This window comes from Parachlamydiales bacterium (assembly GCA_041671045.1).
Lineage (GTDB): Bacteria > Chlamydiota > Chlamydiia > Chlamydiales > JABDDJ01 > JABDDJ01.
Genome location: JBAZCF010000010.1, coordinates 116,100 through 132,464, shown reverse-complemented (window position 1 = coordinate 132,464; position 16,365 = coordinate 116,100). Strand labels below are relative to the sequence as shown.

At 40.1% G+C, this 16,365-nt stretch carries 12 protein-coding genes; 6 read left to right on the top strand and 6 right to left on the bottom strand.

All coding sequences use genetic code 11. The annotated features are described in order from the left end of the window. Positions 1-1,201 precede the first annotated feature (1,201 nt). Together WC222_10640 and WC222_10635 are read left to right on the top strand one after the other, a co-directional pair. Positions 1,202-2,644 carry a hypothetical protein gene (locus tag WC222_10640; protein ID MFA6916843.1) on the top strand — a complete coding sequence of 481 codons (1,443 nt, stop codon included), beginning with the start codon at positions 1,202-1,204 and terminating at the stop codon, positions 2,642-2,644. 18 nt (positions 2,645-2,662) lie between these two features. Beyond that, the gene (locus WC222_10635) at positions 2,663-4,066 is read left to right on the top strand and encodes a hypothetical protein (GenBank protein ID MFA6916842.1); all 1,404 of its coding nucleotides are present in this window, start codon (positions 2,663-2,665) and stop codon (positions 4,064-4,066) included. Between the two features lie 62 nt (positions 4,067-4,128). Here WC222_10635 and mutS read toward each other — a convergent pair whose 3' ends face one another. Genes mutS through WC222_10620 form a run of 3 tightly spaced genes read right to left on the bottom strand, consistent with a single transcriptional unit; the run spans position 4,129 to position 8,772 of the window. Next, on the bottom strand, positions 4,129-6,666 hold the full coding sequence (gene mutS / locus WC222_10630; GenBank protein ID MFA6916841.1) for a DNA mismatch repair protein MutS: 2,538 nt from the start codon (positions 6,664-6,666) through the stop codon (positions 4,129-4,131). Between the two features lie 20 nt (positions 6,667-6,686). After that, positions 6,687-7,517 carry a type II CAAX endopeptidase family protein gene (locus WC222_10625; GenBank protein MFA6916840.1) on the bottom strand — a complete coding sequence of 277 codons (831 nt, stop codon included), beginning with the start codon at positions 7,515-7,517 and terminating at the stop codon, positions 6,687-6,689. Further along, entirely contained in the window at positions 7,510-8,772 is a 1,263-nt protein-coding gene (locus tag WC222_10620) for a 3-deoxy-D-manno-octulosonic acid transferase (protein MFA6916839.1), read from the bottom strand. The genes WC222_10625 and WC222_10620 overlap by 8 nt, the downstream gene beginning before the upstream one ends. A 57-nt stretch (positions 8,773-8,829) precedes the next feature. Between WC222_10620 and WC222_10615 the strand changes: the two genes are divergently transcribed. Further along, positions 8,830-9,318, top strand: a complete 489-nt coding sequence (locus WC222_10615; protein ID MFA6916838.1) for a DNA starvation/stationary phase protection protein — start codon at positions 8,830-8,832, stop codon at positions 9,316-9,318. A gap of 246 nt (positions 9,319-9,564) precedes the next feature. Here the strand turns inward: WC222_10615 and WC222_10610 are convergent, their stop codons facing one another. Beyond that, positions 9,565-10,320 carry a hypothetical protein gene (locus WC222_10610; protein MFA6916837.1) on the bottom strand — a complete coding sequence of 252 codons (756 nt, stop codon included), beginning with the start codon at positions 10,318-10,320 and terminating at the stop codon, positions 9,565-9,567. A gap of 243 nt (positions 10,321-10,563) precedes the next feature. Here WC222_10610 and WC222_10605 point away from each other — a divergent pair, with 243 nt between their 5' ends. The 3 genes from WC222_10605 to WC222_10595 all read left to right on the top strand — a co-directional run bounded on the left by WC222_10605 (position 10,564) and on the right by WC222_10595 (position 15,114). Beyond that, positions 10,564-12,582: a methyl-accepting chemotaxis protein gene (locus WC222_10605; GenBank protein MFA6916836.1), complete on the top strand. Its 2,019-nt coding sequence runs from the start codon at positions 10,564-10,566 to the stop codon at positions 12,580-12,582. Positions 12,583-12,683: 101 nt separating this feature from the next. Then, on the top strand, positions 12,684-14,054 hold the full coding sequence (locus tag WC222_10600) for a hypothetical protein (GenBank protein ID MFA6916835.1): 1,371 nt from the start codon (positions 12,684-12,686) through the stop codon (positions 14,052-14,054). 160 nt (positions 14,055-14,214) lie between these two features. Continuing rightward, a complete protein-coding gene (locus WC222_10595; GenBank protein MFA6916834.1) occupies positions 14,215-15,114 on the top strand; it encodes an enoyl-[acyl-carrier-protein] reductase in 900 nt (299 codons plus the stop codon). A 91-nt stretch (positions 15,115-15,205) separates the two neighbouring features. On the opposite strand, the gene secG is transcribed toward WC222_10595, so the two are convergent. Together secG and tpiA are read right to left on the bottom strand one after the other, a co-directional pair. Further along, a complete protein-coding gene (secG, locus tag WC222_10590; GenBank protein MFA6916833.1) occupies positions 15,206-15,505 on the bottom strand; it encodes a preprotein translocase subunit SecG in 300 nt (99 codons plus the stop codon). Positions 15,506-15,520: 15 nt separating this feature from the next. Continuing rightward, positions 15,521-16,303, bottom strand: a complete 783-nt coding sequence (gene tpiA, locus WC222_10585) for a triose-phosphate isomerase (protein MFA6916832.1) — start codon at positions 16,301-16,303, stop codon at positions 15,521-15,523. Positions 16,304-16,365 lie beyond the last annotated feature (62 nt).

Genomic DNA, 16,365 nt, shown 5'->3' with positions numbered 1-16,365 from the left:
CCCCTAAAACATCCATTCCATGCGTTCATTTCTATGTGTTCATTTCCATGTGTTCTTCGCTTCGCTCATTCACACATGGCTAGCATCATGCAGCCACTTCGTGGCAAAGTACTGCTTCGCAGTCAGTAAATGTAAGAAGATTGTCAACATTAGATGACAGATTGGGCTGTTGTTTAATTATAATAATGAAGAGGTGGACATCTTGCTCATAAGTAACTGCGAAGCAGTATTTTGCCACAAAGTGGCTACATTAACGATTCATTCTAGACCAATTTTACATCTGCCGCCACTTTGTGGCTTGATTCCAGGGGGTATCCTTTCCATGTGTTCTTCGCTTCGCTCATTCACACATGGCTAGCATCATGCAGCCACTTCGTGGCAAAGTACTGCTTCGCAGTCAGTAAATGTAAGAAGATTGTCAACATTAGATGACAGATTGGGCTGTTGTTTAATTATAATAATGAAGAGGTGGACAAGTAACTGCGAAGCAGTATTTTGCCACAAAGTGGCGACATTAACGATTCATTCTAGCCCAATTTTACATCTGCCGCCACTTTGTGGCTTGATTCTAGGGGTTATCCTTTCCATGTGTTCTTCGCTTCGCTCATTCACACATGGCTAGCATCATGCAGCCACTTCGTGGCAAAATACTGCTTCGCAGTCAGTAAATGTAAGAAGATTGTCAACATTAGATGACAGATTGGGCTGTTATTTAATTATAATAATGAAGAGGTGGACATCTTGCTCATAAGTAACTGCGAAGCAGTATTTTGCCACGAAGTGGCTACATGATGTTAGCCATGTGTGAATGAGCGAAGCGAAGAACACATGGTAAAATTCAGCAAACAATTGAGCCACAAAGTGGCGACATTAACGATTCATTCTAGCCCAATTTTAAATCTGCCGCCACTTTGTGGCTTGATTCTAGGGGGTATCCATTCCATGCGTTCCATTCACACATGGCTAACATCATGTAGCCACTTCGTGGCAAAGTACTGCTTCGCAGTTACGCAAGGTTGAGTTGTTTATATTATGTAAGTTGCCCTTGACAAGTCGCAGCACTCCTATACTAGGGCCGGCTTAAAACATCATAATTGGAATAATTTCAACTAATTATAAATGCTTTATTTTTAAAGTCGCCTTTATTCTTGTTGATAGCTATACTATTAAACAATTTGTCGATTTTAATAAGGAAACTAACGTGAGTTTTTCTAAGATTTATTCAGCAATAAGCAAAATACCTTGTATTACAGACATTACAGATGCCGTGCACCATACTCTTGGACCAAGAGGAAGATACGTAAGTTATGCGAGCATCTTTCTTGGGAGCGTGGTTAATCAGAGTGAACAGATAAGTCAATTGTTTAATTCAGAAGAATCTTTGGTCCAGAAAGGATATTGCGCTGCAGCTTTGGCTATTCCGCTGGCATTGTGTTGGGGTACATTACGATTTTTTTCCGCTCCTCTTCCTATTTTGAATCCGCGTGAAACTAAAATGATAGCCATGATTTCTAGAGACATTAATTTGCATGGTTCGCCTTCAGAGGAAACCTTATGTAAGTTATTTGGGTATGCTTTTGGAAATGCCCTTTTCTCTAAAAGATTGGAAAGTATCATTGAGCAAAATGATGAAGAACTAGTAGAACGATTCAGCGGATACCTGGAGATGCTTCAGGAGTTTAGTTTTCATACCAGAGGGTTGACTTTTGATCTAGTGAGAGGTCTTAGGACAAAGCTAGAGGGGAATTTTAATCCAAGTCAAGCAGAATTATTATTTATTATTCATCTTTCAGAAATTCAATTGGATGAAGATATCTCGCAATTTCTGGACAAAGACCTTATCGAACTCATGAGTCTATGTAGGAAGTTCATTGTTTCTATGGATATGGGGACAAAGCATATTCCCGTGGGTGCTATTATCGTTCATAACGAAAACAAATTTGCTGCGTATAAGCATGAAGTTAAGGAGTGTTATTTTGATCTCTATAACTATTCGCACGCACAGATCCTCTGTGAAAGTAATAACGATGAAGTAAAAGTTATTGATATTACATACGATGGCATCGAGCTTAGAAAAATTGAAAGCATAAGAAATATTTTGTGTACGGAAGTATTAACACTTGATTTTGTAAAATTGATTTCTGATGAGTCTATGGAGCTTTTATTAGAACTCTATCCCTCTGAAGAATCTGTATTGGAAAACGTAGAAAAGATATACCAAGAAAAAATTCAACGACTTGCGCAAAAGCATTCTGCTAACCCTCATATGATTGAGTGTGCAGGAACGTTTTATCAGCACTTCAATTTGATGAATAAGTTCCAGAATGAGATTAATCAAAAAGTGCGTTCAGACTTCGATGATGGCCAATTTATCACTTGCTCTGCATTTGTGGGTAAGTTAGTGGAACGAGCTATTGGCGAAGTGAATGAACATATCTTAGATAGATTTGTGAAAGAAGTTGATATAGAGGGGTGGGCAGACGACTCAACACCCGAAGAATCCATTACTGATGGAGATATCATTTTTGTAAGATCACCTTTTCCGCCCTTCATAAGCTTAGAATCACTAGCTCCTGCAGATTTTGTGAAGTTGGATAGCCTTTCTAGTTTTAGTAAGCAGTTCGGAAAATTAACATTAGCTTAATAATTAATAAGGTGATCTATGACTGTCATAAATAGTGCACATCCTGTCACACATACACAGAATATACTGTGGGGTATAGATGTTTTAAGAAGAAAAGTGACTAAACATAAAGAAGAGATTGCTTTCGCCCTTTTATCAGCAGGGGCCTATCTCTACCGAGAAGAGTTCTCTGAGACTTATAGACAGTCAGTGGAAGCATATCCTGTATTATCTTATGGACTTTCCTTTGGCATCCCTCTTTTTACAGGAATTCTAGGATGTTGGGTAGCGAAGGTTAAAATGCCTTTTTTGACGATCTATGAGTCAAGATTAGTGGGTAAATTTAATAGTGAATTCGAAACATACGGTTATGCAACCAACGGGACATGGGAAGAGGCTTGCAAATATGCATCTAATAACACACAGTTTGCTCAACGCCTTAGAAAATTTATTAATAGCTCAGCAAGCGATCAATGTTATTTTGAGTTAATTGTTACACTAAAAATTCTCATTCTTCATTCATATGATATTTCTGAGCATTATAGTGATGCTCTTTTGAATTCATATAGGGGAGCGAACGGCCTATTACGTTTGAGATATGATCCTCAAAGTGACGAATTAGCAGAGAAAAAGAAACTATCCTTCGATGAATGTTGTAGGTTAATTTATTTCTCTAAACTTTATTGTGAATTGTCCTTTGATGCCCATAACAATGGTTATGCGATAAATGATGAAAAAATAATCGCTTGCAAAAGTATTTCCGGATACCTAAATGATATCGCAATGGATGCATCAAAAATACCTACAGGTTCAATACTGATTCCCAATTTACAGCATTATCAAACGTATAGGACAGTGATAGGAAAAGGTGATTTTGAACACAAGTTTGATGCACGAGTATCTTTAAAGTTTAATTCAAAGACTGCTGAACACTGCAGAATATACTACGATCACAAGGTCATCTCGGATGATAGGATATCACGTCCTTCACAGTATCTTATATACGATATTTATGAGTTGGACTTAGATTTGCTAATCAATGTTCAAGAGTATTATCAAGATTTGATGGATATAATTGGTTCTAATTTTAGAGAAGAGCTGGAAGTCCTTTTGATAAATAAAGTAAATATTACTTGTGCATCGTTTCTAAGATTAGATCCTGGCTGTAAAACAGATTTAGGTTTTGTGGCTAGGGTAATAGATGTTGCGATCGATTCATTGAATGATGATTTAAGCCAAAAAGATGCAATTTTAGAATGGGAAAATAGCCATTCAGAAAACGAAGCTTGGAATGGGTGTTATACCTTAGTAGAGTATATTTGGAGTCCATTTAATTTAAGTATGAATTTTGATGAGCTTACTCCAGAAGTGATTTCTGCTATGAGAGGATTCAAAAAGTGCCAAGCTCACTTTGGCAAATTAGAGGGTCATTTGAACTTCTGATATAGAGTAGACTTCGTTCGAAGAGATGAGAACACAGTAAATGATTACTGCGTTCTATTAGTTTAGCTGAAAAATGTTAGCTGAAAATCGCTAGCACTTGCAGGCGTTTTCTTGGGAACGGGTTTTTTAACTTTGGGTGGAGAGATAAATGCTTTTTGATTCGAATTCTGTTCCAGATGTGCCAATACTTCATAAGCACGGTTGACAACAGGCGCAGGTAAGCCGGCAAGACGTGCGACATGAATGCCATAGCTTTTGTCCCCCACACCTTTCACAATCTTATGCAGGAAATGGATCTGACCTTCATGCTCATGAATGGCTACGTTCAGGTTGACAGCACCCGGAAAAAGCTCTTCCAACTTGGTAAGTTCCCAATAGTGGGTTGCAAATAGCGTTTTCGCTGTTTTTTGAGGATGAGTAAGTAAATATTCTGCAACAGACCACGCAATAGAAATGCCATCGTAAGTACTTGTACCGCGTCCAATTTCATCTAGAATCACTAGGGACTTATTTGTCGCGTTATGCAGGATGTTAGCTGTTTCAGTCATCTCTACCATAAAGGTAGACAAGCCGCGTGACAGGTCATCGCTAGCACCAATACGGGTGAAAATTTTATCGACAATGCCGATAACAGCACTTTTTGCAGGTACGAAAGAGCCGATTTGGGCTAATAATGTGATCAGGGCAACTTGGCGTATGTAAGTCGACTTACCTGCCATGTTTGGCCCTGTGATAATCATCAAACGATTTTTATCATCGTCTAGGCACGTATCATTCGGAGTGAATGCCGTCGCAGAGTTGGCTGCTTCAATGACAGGATGACGGCCTGCTTCAATATGGAGGGTATTCGATTCGTCAAGAGTGGGCTTTGTATAGTTATGCTTTAAGGCTACAGCAGCGAGTGACTGGAAACAGTCTATACGAGCTATCGCTTTGGCGACTTCCTGCAAAGACTGTGAATAGGTCGCAATATGCTGTCTCAAATTTGAGAAGAGCTGGTTTTCTAGAGCAATGCTTTTTTCGTCAGCACTTAATACTTTCTGTTCGAACTGTTTTAGTTCGGCTGTGATAAATCTTTCAGCATTCACTAATGTTTGACGGCGTTCGAATTCCGACGGCATGCGCTCCGCCTGGCCGCGGCTGACTTCAATGTAATAGCCGAACATACGTGTGAAGCCGACCTTGAGCGTTTTAATGCCGGTTGTTTCGCGCAGTTGCTGCTGATAGTTCACTATCCATGTTTTACTATCATGACTGATGGAACGCAGTTCATCCAGTTCAGCATTGTATCCGGTGCGGAAGATACCTCCCTCATTTAGACGAAGAGGGGGTTCATCTATAATGGATTCTGCAATGATAGGAGCTATATTTGGAGATGCAATTACGGTTTGATAGTCTTGAGATAGCACTTGGGGAAGACTTCCGCATGCGGCAAGGGAATGGATTAAAGCAGGAAGTAATTCTAAAGTAAATCTTAACGCCGTCAGGTCCCTGGGCATTGCATACCCGGAGGCTGTTTTCATCGTTAGACGTTCCAGGTCTCGAATGCCTTCCAGTGCGCGGCCTATACTATTCAACTGGGAGGATTGATTATACAGAAATTCTATACAGTTCTGTCGTAGGATGATTTCTTCTAATGAAAGAAGGGGGTGCTTTACCCAATAGCGTAAAAGGCGCGCACCCATGGGTGTATGGGTGGAGTCTATGACATCGAGAAGAGTATTACGTTTGCCGCCATCGTGAAGGGATTCAGTGAGTTCAAGGTTGCGCTGAGTGGCTTTGTCCAATGCCATGAAGTGTTGTGTAGAATAGCACGCTATTTCTGTGATGTGTCCAATGGGTACATTTAAGGATTCGTGCAGGTAGTGCAAGAGACCGCCGCCGGCATTAATAGCGGAAATCATCCCTTTAAGGCCGAATCCATCCAATGAAATGACTTTAAAGTGTTGCGTAAGATAATCATGAGCTTGTTGGTGGTCAAAATGCCAGTCTTCATAAGGGTGTATTGCGCAGTTCCATGAATGACGCATCTCCAAAACTAATTCGGCATGCTTTTGAATCCATTTAGGAGAGGCGATGATTTCAGAAGGTTTAATGCGGTAGAGCTCATGGAAAAGTTGATCAGGACTTGTGAGTTCGATCGCACGGAATTCTGCTGTAGTTACATCCAGATAAGCGAGACCAAAAAAACTCCCCACTTGAGTCAGAGAAGCGATGAAGTTGTTTGTTGAATCAGAAAGTAGTCCCGAGGTGATGACCGTTCCGGGAGTCACTGTGCGTACGATACCCCTTTGAACAATGCCTTTAGCTTGCTTAGGATCTTCCAACTGTTCAGCAAGAGCTACACGGTACCCTTTAGAAACGAGACGGTCGATGTATATTTCACTTGTATGTACGGGTACACCGCTCATGGGAATGTCCTGACGCTTAGTCAGCGTAAGGTCAAGCTCGCGAGCAATAGTGGCGGCATCGTCATAAAAGGCTTCGTAGAATTCGCCCATCCTAAAGAGCAGTAATGCAGTGCCGGCTTTTTCTTTGCAGGCATGCCATTGAAGCATCATAGGGGTGGTTTTGATCTCAGGAGGAACTGGGGTATTCATAATGGAAACAGGGAAAAGGATTATTTTTCAAACATTATACTGAGAATGCTTACAAAATTGAAAGTGGCATGCAGACCAATGGATGCCCAGATAGATTTTTCCCTTTCATAAACCCATGCAAGGACTAATCCTAGTAAGAATATAACCGAGATAAGTTCGATATTCGTAATGCTTTGTGAAACATCAAAATGGAAAAGAGAAAAGCATAAAGCACTAAGGACTATGGCGACTTTGATCGATAGGAATCCTTTTAAGGCATTGTATAAGAACCCCCTAAAAAGAAGTTCTTCCGAAACAGGCACTACAAAGGCTACAAGGAATCCATTAAGATAAAATAACCAGGGGTTGTCTAATAGCTTCATGAGAAAGTCGACTGCAACTTGCGTCGAGACTGAGTAGTCCACAAGAAGATGGAGGATGAGTTTGATGATGGAGCTAAAGATAACTGCAATGGGATAGACAAACAACCACCAGCGGGCACCACGTAGAAATTTAACAAGATAATTTCCTTCACCCCAGATAGTATGACGGATAGGAGGAAGAAGAGATAGGGCGGTGACAGCCAGTGCGCTCGCGACGATTCCGATATCGGAAATAATTGTTAGAAGACCATTGGAAGCTATGCAGATGTCTTCCTTGCAGATAAACAACCTTGCTATCAAAGGGATTAGCACTCCTTGAAAAAGAATATATAGGAAAAATGCGGCTAATGTTAGAGGGACGAATACAGCGGCGAGAGGTCTTTCGTCGCGGGGATAAATACGTCTAAGCCCGCCCCTAGAAATAGCAATGTATAAGGCTAGTACTGCCCAGACAGAAAAGATGAAATAGGGAAGGGCTTCTTCATACATGTGCAGATTCCTTAAGCCAGAGTGATAAAGCTTGATAAGTACGTTCGGTAGCTCCCTGGATCTCTTTGACCATGGCGGCGCAATTCGTTTTCAACTCTTCCCTTTTCTGCTTATCGTCTAAAATTGTGTTAAGGTCTTTCGTAAACTCTTCGACAGAGGATTGTTTGCCTGTACCATACTGTTTAACAATGTTAACGAGTTCTTTTTGTGTTTCCATGTACGGTCCGAACAAGACGGGTGTTCCGGCTAAACAGGGTTCCACAATATTATGACCACCCACCCCGGGAGTGAAGCTTCCGCAAACTACCGCTACTGTTGCTTGGCGATAAATTTGTCCAAGAATGCCCATGGCATCAATTAACAATATACGCCAGGGTTGATCTTGATCAAAATTAGAATATCGTTGCAGTGGAACTTGATAAGTTTCTAACATTTTGTAAACGGCATCAAAGCGTTCGGGATGGCGCGGAACGATGACTAATTTTAGATTTGCCCGCTCTTTTAGCAAGGGAGCAAGTTGACTTAACAAAGCTTCCTCTTCACGTGGATGTGTTGATCCTAACACAACCAATTCAGTTTCGGGTGCCAGTTTTAAAAGAGGCTCCGTCTTTACTGCATCAAAATCGAATTTCGTATTACCCGTAATGGTGATTTGGGGAATATCCAACGTCTTGAATCTTTCGGAGTATTCCTTGGACTGAGCACAGCATAAATCGATATTTTCATATAATCGTTTCCCTACGCTAGGAATAAAGTTTAAACGGCTAGCTGAACGTTCGGATAGCTTGCCATTGACAATCCCGATTTTGGCACCGGCTTTTTTAGCCATTCTAAGGAAATTCCACCATATATCCGACTCGCTCATGAGCACTATTGCTGGCGGGAATTGCTTCATAGCGTCTTTCAAAAAGTAGGGAAAATCTAACGGGAGATATATGAAGTAATCTGCAAAAGGCATGGATCTTTTAGCTTCTGCATGCCCGGTCTCAGTCGTAGAGGAGATAAGGAGAGCATACTCAGGGTGACGTTGTTTGAATAATTTAGCTAACCGAACAATTGCACGGGTTTCTCCCATGGAAACGGCATGCAACCAGATGATGGGTTGTGACGGATCCTTATTGATAGGCAGGTCATTTCCAAGCTTCTTTTTATAGGAAGTTTGATATTTACCGGTTTTAATGGAATCATAAACAGCTTTTGGTAAATACGAACATAATACTCCTGCAAAGCAGGCTTGATAGATCCATCTGAACATTTACAGTTATTTCCTATTTGTAGTATGAGAATTCCAACTTCATCAATGAGGAAGATTATGGGTAAACAACACAATTCTAATCAATCAGTTGTAGAGAATTTAAAGCAAATCTTCGCCAATACTTACGTATTATATGTGAAAACTCAAAATTTCCACTGGAATGTTGTCGATTCACGTTTTAGAAGCCTGCATAAACTTTTCGAAGAACAGTATGAAGACTTGGCAGAAGCTGCAGATCTTTTAGCTGAAAGAATTAGAGTTTTTAATGTACCTGCACCCGGATCTATGCGCGTGTTTTTAGAGTTGGCTACACTTAAAGAAAGTGGTGAGATAGAAGATGGCGACCTGATGCTTTTAGAGTTATTTCAAGATCACCAAGAACTATCAAGACAACTCAGAGAAGGTATTGCCTTAGCCGACGATCATGACGATCCTGCGACGGCTGATGTGTATACTGAGAGATTGCGTGTTCACGATAAGACAGGTTGGATGTTGCGAAGCCATTTGTTGGAAAGTGGTATTCTTGCAGGTTCGACAGCAAAATAGGTGACGTCCAGAATGTATTATGAACCAAATAACGCAAAGATCGCAGAGAAGCTCCGCCCCACATTAGGCTGTCACTAGCACGATTGTTTCGTACCAATCTCACATCGCCGCGGTCCCCCACGGGCCCGCGGCGCCGACGTTGACATGCTCGCTGACGCGATCACGTCAAACATTTATACGACACCGAATTTAGTCGGAATTTTTGCTGGATAAACTCAAATGGCAACAGCTAATCCTCTTCCCGTCTTAAACATCTTTATGCGGTTGCATAGTTAATAATTCAGGACCTATTAACTCATTAAGCCTGTATTCTAAATAATTTTTCGTTTCAGGGGAATGCTCTTCCAACCACTGCCTTAGGCGATAGGTTTTATTAAAGAGAGCATGATTGTAGACTTCAGTTTTTTTTGCTTCTTCATCTTTAGCTATCTGACCGATGTCTACAGGCAGGGGCATATTGTTTGCAACACCGGTGTTTTGCATCAGAGCGTGGTCAGTATCTGCAAACCCCTTCTTATAGATGTCAAGGATCATTTGAAGAAGTTTATCCATCATCGAATTAGCCTCTTCAATTTCATTTCGTTCAAAGAGTCTTAGCAGGTAAGTATCGAGCATTTCCACTTTGTTTTGAATAAGGTACTGATAATCCATAAGATCAATCCGAGAGGAAAGGCCTATTTTATCTACTATGGTTATGGGGTAGGAGGGGCCTGTTTTTTCATTAAGATGGAGCCACTTCACTCCTGTCTCTTCAGGAAGATAGTTAAAAGCAACCTGCCAACCCGTCAGCAGTTGTATTAGCTTTTGTTTTTTAGATAATAGTCTTTCATTCTGATAGCTAGAAAAATAAGGGAGGAAACTGACTGCATTGAGCCATGGTTTAGTCGCAAACCTTTGATGTTTAATGAACTTTAATACATACAACCCGTCTTGACTTAGAAAAACATACGATTGACAGCCTTTGCCCAAATACGTGAACTTCTGTTTAGCCAGTTCATTCATTAAAGACACCTCTTGTGGGGTAGGATGACGAGTTTCCCAAGGCTTTTCAAAGATAGTCGAACTTTTTATGTTCGATACTGTGAACCCATCCGTATAGGCGTAATAAACGCGCGAACCTAAATAAAATAATATAAAAGAGCAAATTAGGAGGAGAGGATAAAAAAACCGTTTTTTATTCACGTTATAACCTTGAAAAAAAAAATCTTTCCACACAAGATGTCCCTAAGCGAACTAGAGGGATCCATGGAACATCTTTTAAATTTACCTGTCATTCGATGGTTTCATAACCTAAGTTATAGGATAAAATTATCCTTGGTATTTCTTCTACTTTTACTCGCTGTTGCCGCTAGTATTTATTTTATGATAGATATGCAACAAAAGCTTATATCATTAATTGAAAATCAAAAAAAAGAAAATTCACTGGAATCTAATCTAAGAAGTTTAGAAGACAGCCTAATTAGACACCATATACTTTTAAAGCGGTATGAAAATGGTGAAGATTCTTTGAAAAACGAATTGCTGCAATTACAAACAACAGTAGTGGGAAATCTACAAACACTACAGCAAAAAAACAAAAGAAGTGTTCTCACCAATGACAAATTACATGAGAGTACTCTCTTAAAAGATATCACTGACGATTGGCAGGAAATAATTAAAAATCCTTTCGACGAGAAAAACCCTCCCTCAAATAGACTTTACCAGGGCATTCTTCAAAAGCTCAATAATTGGATACTTCTGCTGAACAATAATTCGTCTGTTTTGCTGGAAGAGGGTGATTTTGCCAGTTATTTTATAGATACTTCCGTTTTAGGGATACCTTTGGCTAATCTCCAAATTGATAATGCTTTGCAGAATGCTGCCGAAGGAAAAGCCGGAAATGTAGTTCAAATATCCAAGCTTGAAACTGCCGTACAGAACAATATCTCTGCTGTGCAGAAAGGAATAAATCAATTCCAAAAAACTCCTAATAATGAAGTTATAGATCTTACATCACTGCAGGAAAATTTAGCGAGCTATGGTGAAACCTCGGAAGACCTCATTAACTATACAAGAAAGAAAAACACACCTTCTTGGAATGCGCAAGACTATTTAGTGAAATTAGAAAAGCTATCGATGGCGCAGTCTTCATTATGGGAATCCCTCTTCGAAATCAACAATGGACTGTTAACTCAACAATTAGACAATTTATATCGTAAAAGAACATTTGCTATTCCTTTTGTAGCAATCTGTTCATTATTAGCTTTATTCCTTTTTCTGGTCATATTCATAGAGCTTTATGTACCTTTTAGAAATACGATCGATGCGGTAGAGAAATTTGCAAAAGGAGATCTAAGCAGCAGGGCAAAAATCTATTTTAATGATGAAACAGGACGCATTGCAGGAGTTTTGAATCATTTAGGGGATAATTTTGAGCACATCATTGAGCAGCTTCACCGCACTGGGATACAGCTCACAACTTCGACAACAGAGATAGCGGCGGCGGCTAAACAGCAGGAAATTACTGTTGTTGAACAAGAGGCGACAACAAAAGAAATTGCTGTGACTGCAGGGGAAATTTCTGCAACAGCAAAAGAGTTTGCAAAAACAATTAATAGTATTAGCCAAGCAGCAGAGCAAACATCCACACTAGCGACCTCTGGAAAAGACGGATTGACTCAGATGGAGTCCATTATGCGTCAGATGGTGGAAGCCTCCGCAAATATTGCTTCACGCCTTGGCGTATTGAATGAAAAAGCAGGTTCAATTACCTCCGTTGTAACTACAATTGCTAAAGTAGCAGACCAGACAAACCTTCTTTCCTTAAATGCATCTATCGAAGCGGAGAAAGCGGGAGAGATGGGGCGTAGCTTCGCTGTTATTGCCCGTGAAATCAGACGTTTGGCGGATCAGACGGCAAATGCAACTGTCGACATTGAAAAAATGGTCAATGAGATGGGATCGGCAGTTTCATCTGCTGTTATGGGGGTAGATAAGTTTACAGAGGAAATTCGATCAGGGGTAAGCCAGGTGACCCGCATAGGGGAAGTCCTTTCGCAAATTATCGAACAAGTTCAAGGGCTTACAACTAGTTTTGAAAATGTAAACCAAGGAATGAGAAACCAAACCCTAGGAGCGGAGCAAATTAACGAAGCGATTAATCAGTTAAGCGATGTAGCTCAGCAGACCTCCGCTTCTATTAGACAGTTTCATAATGCAATTGAACAATTAAACATGGCAGCACGGGATATGCAATCATCTGCTTCTAAGATAAAACATAATTAAATATTATTTTTAATTGTGTAGTTAAAATAACTACGAATTAATTAGTTTAGATGTATAATAAAATTATAATTATACACTAAACAATTAATTCATGGTTAGATATGGGTGATAATTTAAGTGTACAGTCACATTCAGCCGAACCGTTATCCCTCCCTCCTCAGACACAAACCCCTAATACTGTAACGGCAAACGGCCATACCTTTGCTGATCAAACAGGAAAAAATGAAAAGCTTTCCGGGACAATGGAACAGCTTACCGTCGGCTCCGAGTCCGATAAGTTCACGCAATCTAAAACACCTAGAGGTAATTCGTTAACAAATTCTGGAGCTCATATTCAAAAACAGGCAGTGAATGCCGACCATTCTACTTCACAGAGAAGCCTTCCTATGGAAAGGACGCCTTCGACCACAGCATTAGTAGAAACTGCTGCTGTTGATCCGAAACAGACCAAGCTGGAAAATACAATTAAAGAAGTGCTTGAGACTGAAAAAACCTTAAATAAAAATATGAAGAATTTATCAACACTATTAAAGAATTCTATCAAAGAGCTCGAAAATCCTAAAAGTTCATTAAATCAAAAACTGCAAGCATTCAATAATAATAATCGTAATATTAAAGGTTTCAAACCAATTACAATAAAAGACTTCAAAGATTCTCTAGAAATTTCAGAAAATGTAGCAAAGGTAAGTGATAAAGCATTGGCTGGGACGGAAACTTCTCCAGAAAAAATATTATCGAACTTAAATGAGCATAACGAAGAATATTTTGCTGCTTTGGAACATGGATCTATTAATTATAATGGAGGATTGGAAAAATTCCTTGGAGCCGTTCCAGAGGAGGCGAATAAATTACAGCTGACACCTCAAGACACTTATGGAGTGAAAACCGCGCTACTCAATCCTCTTCAAAGAGGAAGTAGATTAGGTCTATTTACAAAACAGCTTAATGAAGATACAAGTAATGAACATACTCTTAAGGCTACTATAAGTGCATTAAATACTTTTGTTAGTCTTGCTATGAGTAAACAAAATCAGATAAAAGGTCAAAAGGACGACCTACCGAATGTTGAAAAATTTACGAAACTCAATAGTGAATTAACTGCGATATCAAAGAAAATTGCAAAAGAAGGCATAACTTCAAAAAATCTTAAAGAATTCACAAAAATACGTGAAGAAATGAGAAATACTAAATTCTCTCAATATACTGATGTAAGCAATTTGAAAAATGAAGCGCGTAATACTGTAGGAAGTGTCTATGTCATGAACATTCGTAATTTGATTGCACAGGAAACAAAGAACACTTCAAATAAACCCCTATCCTCTAAAGACATTGAGAAGAAAACAGTTGTAGCACAGTCCTTAAATCAACAAATTAAATATCTTGAATCGCTCAATAATCCAGCAATGGATAGTGACATCAAGGAAGCAAAAGCTATTTACGAGGTAATTAATAGCAAAATTCAGAAAAAATGAGCTGCGTTGAGTGTTTTTAGGATCTGATCAATAGCTTTTTTGCTCTTCTGAGCCATCAAAGAAAATCTTCCATTTTATTAACTGTTTATCCTCTAGCTAGGATTGCCAATTATAGTTATAATCTTTGGTATTATTATGCTTCCGCTAAAGGAGACAGCACATGTTGAATATTAATTTAAAAGGTAAGGTCGCTTTCGTTGCCGGCATTGGCGACGATAAGGGATTTGGTTGGGCAATTGCTAAAGCTCTTGCTAACGCTGGGGCTACCATTCTTGTAGGTACCTGGGCGCCTATGTATAAAATATTTACTCAAGCTTTTGATCTGGGAAAATTCGAGGAATCAAGGCTTCTAGAAGACGGTTCCAAGTTGACTTTTGAAAAAATTTATCCAATGGACGCTGTCTTCGATAAAATGGAAGACGTACCTAATGAAATACGCGAAAACAAACGTTATAAAGAGCTGCAAGCTTATGCAATTGCTGACGTGGCTGAAGCTATCCGTAAAGAATATGGGCATATTGATATTCTCATCCACTCCTTAGCTAATGCACCGGAAGTTCAAAAACCGCTTCTTAAAACTACCAGACAAGGATATCTTGCAGCTTTAAGTTCATCTAGCTATTCCTTTGTTAGTCTATTGGCCCATTTTGCCCCTATGATGAATAGAGGTGGAGCTGCGTTATCGCTTTCTTATTTTGCAGCAGAGAAAACCATACCTGGATATGGCGGAGGAATGAGTTCTGCTAAAGCTGCCCTAGAAAGTGATACTAAAACTTTGGCTTGGGAAGCGGGACGTGAATACGGTATCCGTGTGAATACAATTTCTGCTGGAGTAGCCGGAACAAGGGCAGCTAAAGCTATTGGTTTCATCGACAAAATGATTGATTATTCCCATGCGAATGCTCCACTTTCAAGTTCTGTCAATACTGAAGATGTGGGAAATACTGCGGCATTCCTTTGCTCGCCCTTAGCTGCAGCAATTACGGGCGTAATCGTCTATGTTGACCAAGGCTTGCATTCTGTAGGTGTAGCTGTAGATAGCGCATCACTCGCAAACTAAGATTGGTGGAAATACTAACCTTGTCCTAGCATAGAAGTGCGGCGACTTGTCGCCGCTTTCATAGCCCTCGACTTGTCGAGGGCATCTAATCTCAGTTGTCGCTGGCTTCTTCAATAACAACAGAAGGAGTAGAAGATGTGTGTGTACGGTCCATACCTTCTGTCCAGAAGTTTAGAGCCATGCAAGCGATCATAAAACCGAAGGCTAGGTAAGCAGTAAATTTCTTTAAGACATCTGCTGTGGAAGTTCCAAACAGAGAGTCGTTAGAGTCACCACCAAAAGAAGATCCCAGGCCTGAATTCTTGCTATCTTGCACTAAAATCACTGCGCAAAGAATGACGCAGAGGAGCAAAAACATAAAGATAGCTGTGAAATAAAAAAAAGTTCCCATAAAAATTCCTTAATACTATGCATCAACCGGTTGTGAGTTGACGGAGTTAATTATTTCTGCAAATGATTCTGCTTGTAAGGAGGCACCTCCGACGAGCAAACCATTGATGTCTTTCTGTGATAGTAGCAATGGGGCTGTTTCTGGTTTGACAGATCCACCGTAAAGAAGGGGGATATGGCTTGCTAATTCTTGGCCCCAGTGTTGTGTTAAGTATTCCCGGCAAAATAAGTGTGTTTCTTGCGCGATTTCCGGGGTAGCTGTTTGTCCTGTGCCAATTGCCCAAACGGGTTCATAAGCAATGATCAATGTTTGGAGTGACTTTTCATCCAGACCTTCAAGGCATTCGGAAAGCTGAGTCGCTAGTACGTCTTCTGTTTCAGACGCTTCCCTTTCTTCTTGAGTCTCACCTATACATAAAAGAGGCTGGAGTCCATTGTTCAGGGCTTGTTTAACTTTCAAGTTAATGACTTGATTAGACTCATTAAAATAACGACGTCTCTCTGAGTGACCTAGAAGGACAAATCGTGCGCCGGCATCGGTAAGCATTACAGCAGAGACTTCTCCGGTAAAGGCGCCTTCGGAAGCGTCATTCATATTTTGAGCGCCAATGATGATCTTTGAGCCGGTAGCTTTTAGGGCAGCAGTGTGGATAGAGGTATAAGGGACTGCAATATAAATATGTGCTTGGCTATCAGTTACCTTGGGGATAAAGTCCTCTATAAACTTTTCCGTTTCCGCCAAAGTTTTATACATTTTCCAGTTTGCCGCGATGATCGGCATATTTTTTATTTTGGCCATGCAGGGTTGCCTCTTTTGCTGGTCGCATACATAATAAAATTTCCCTAGTATCCACGGCAATG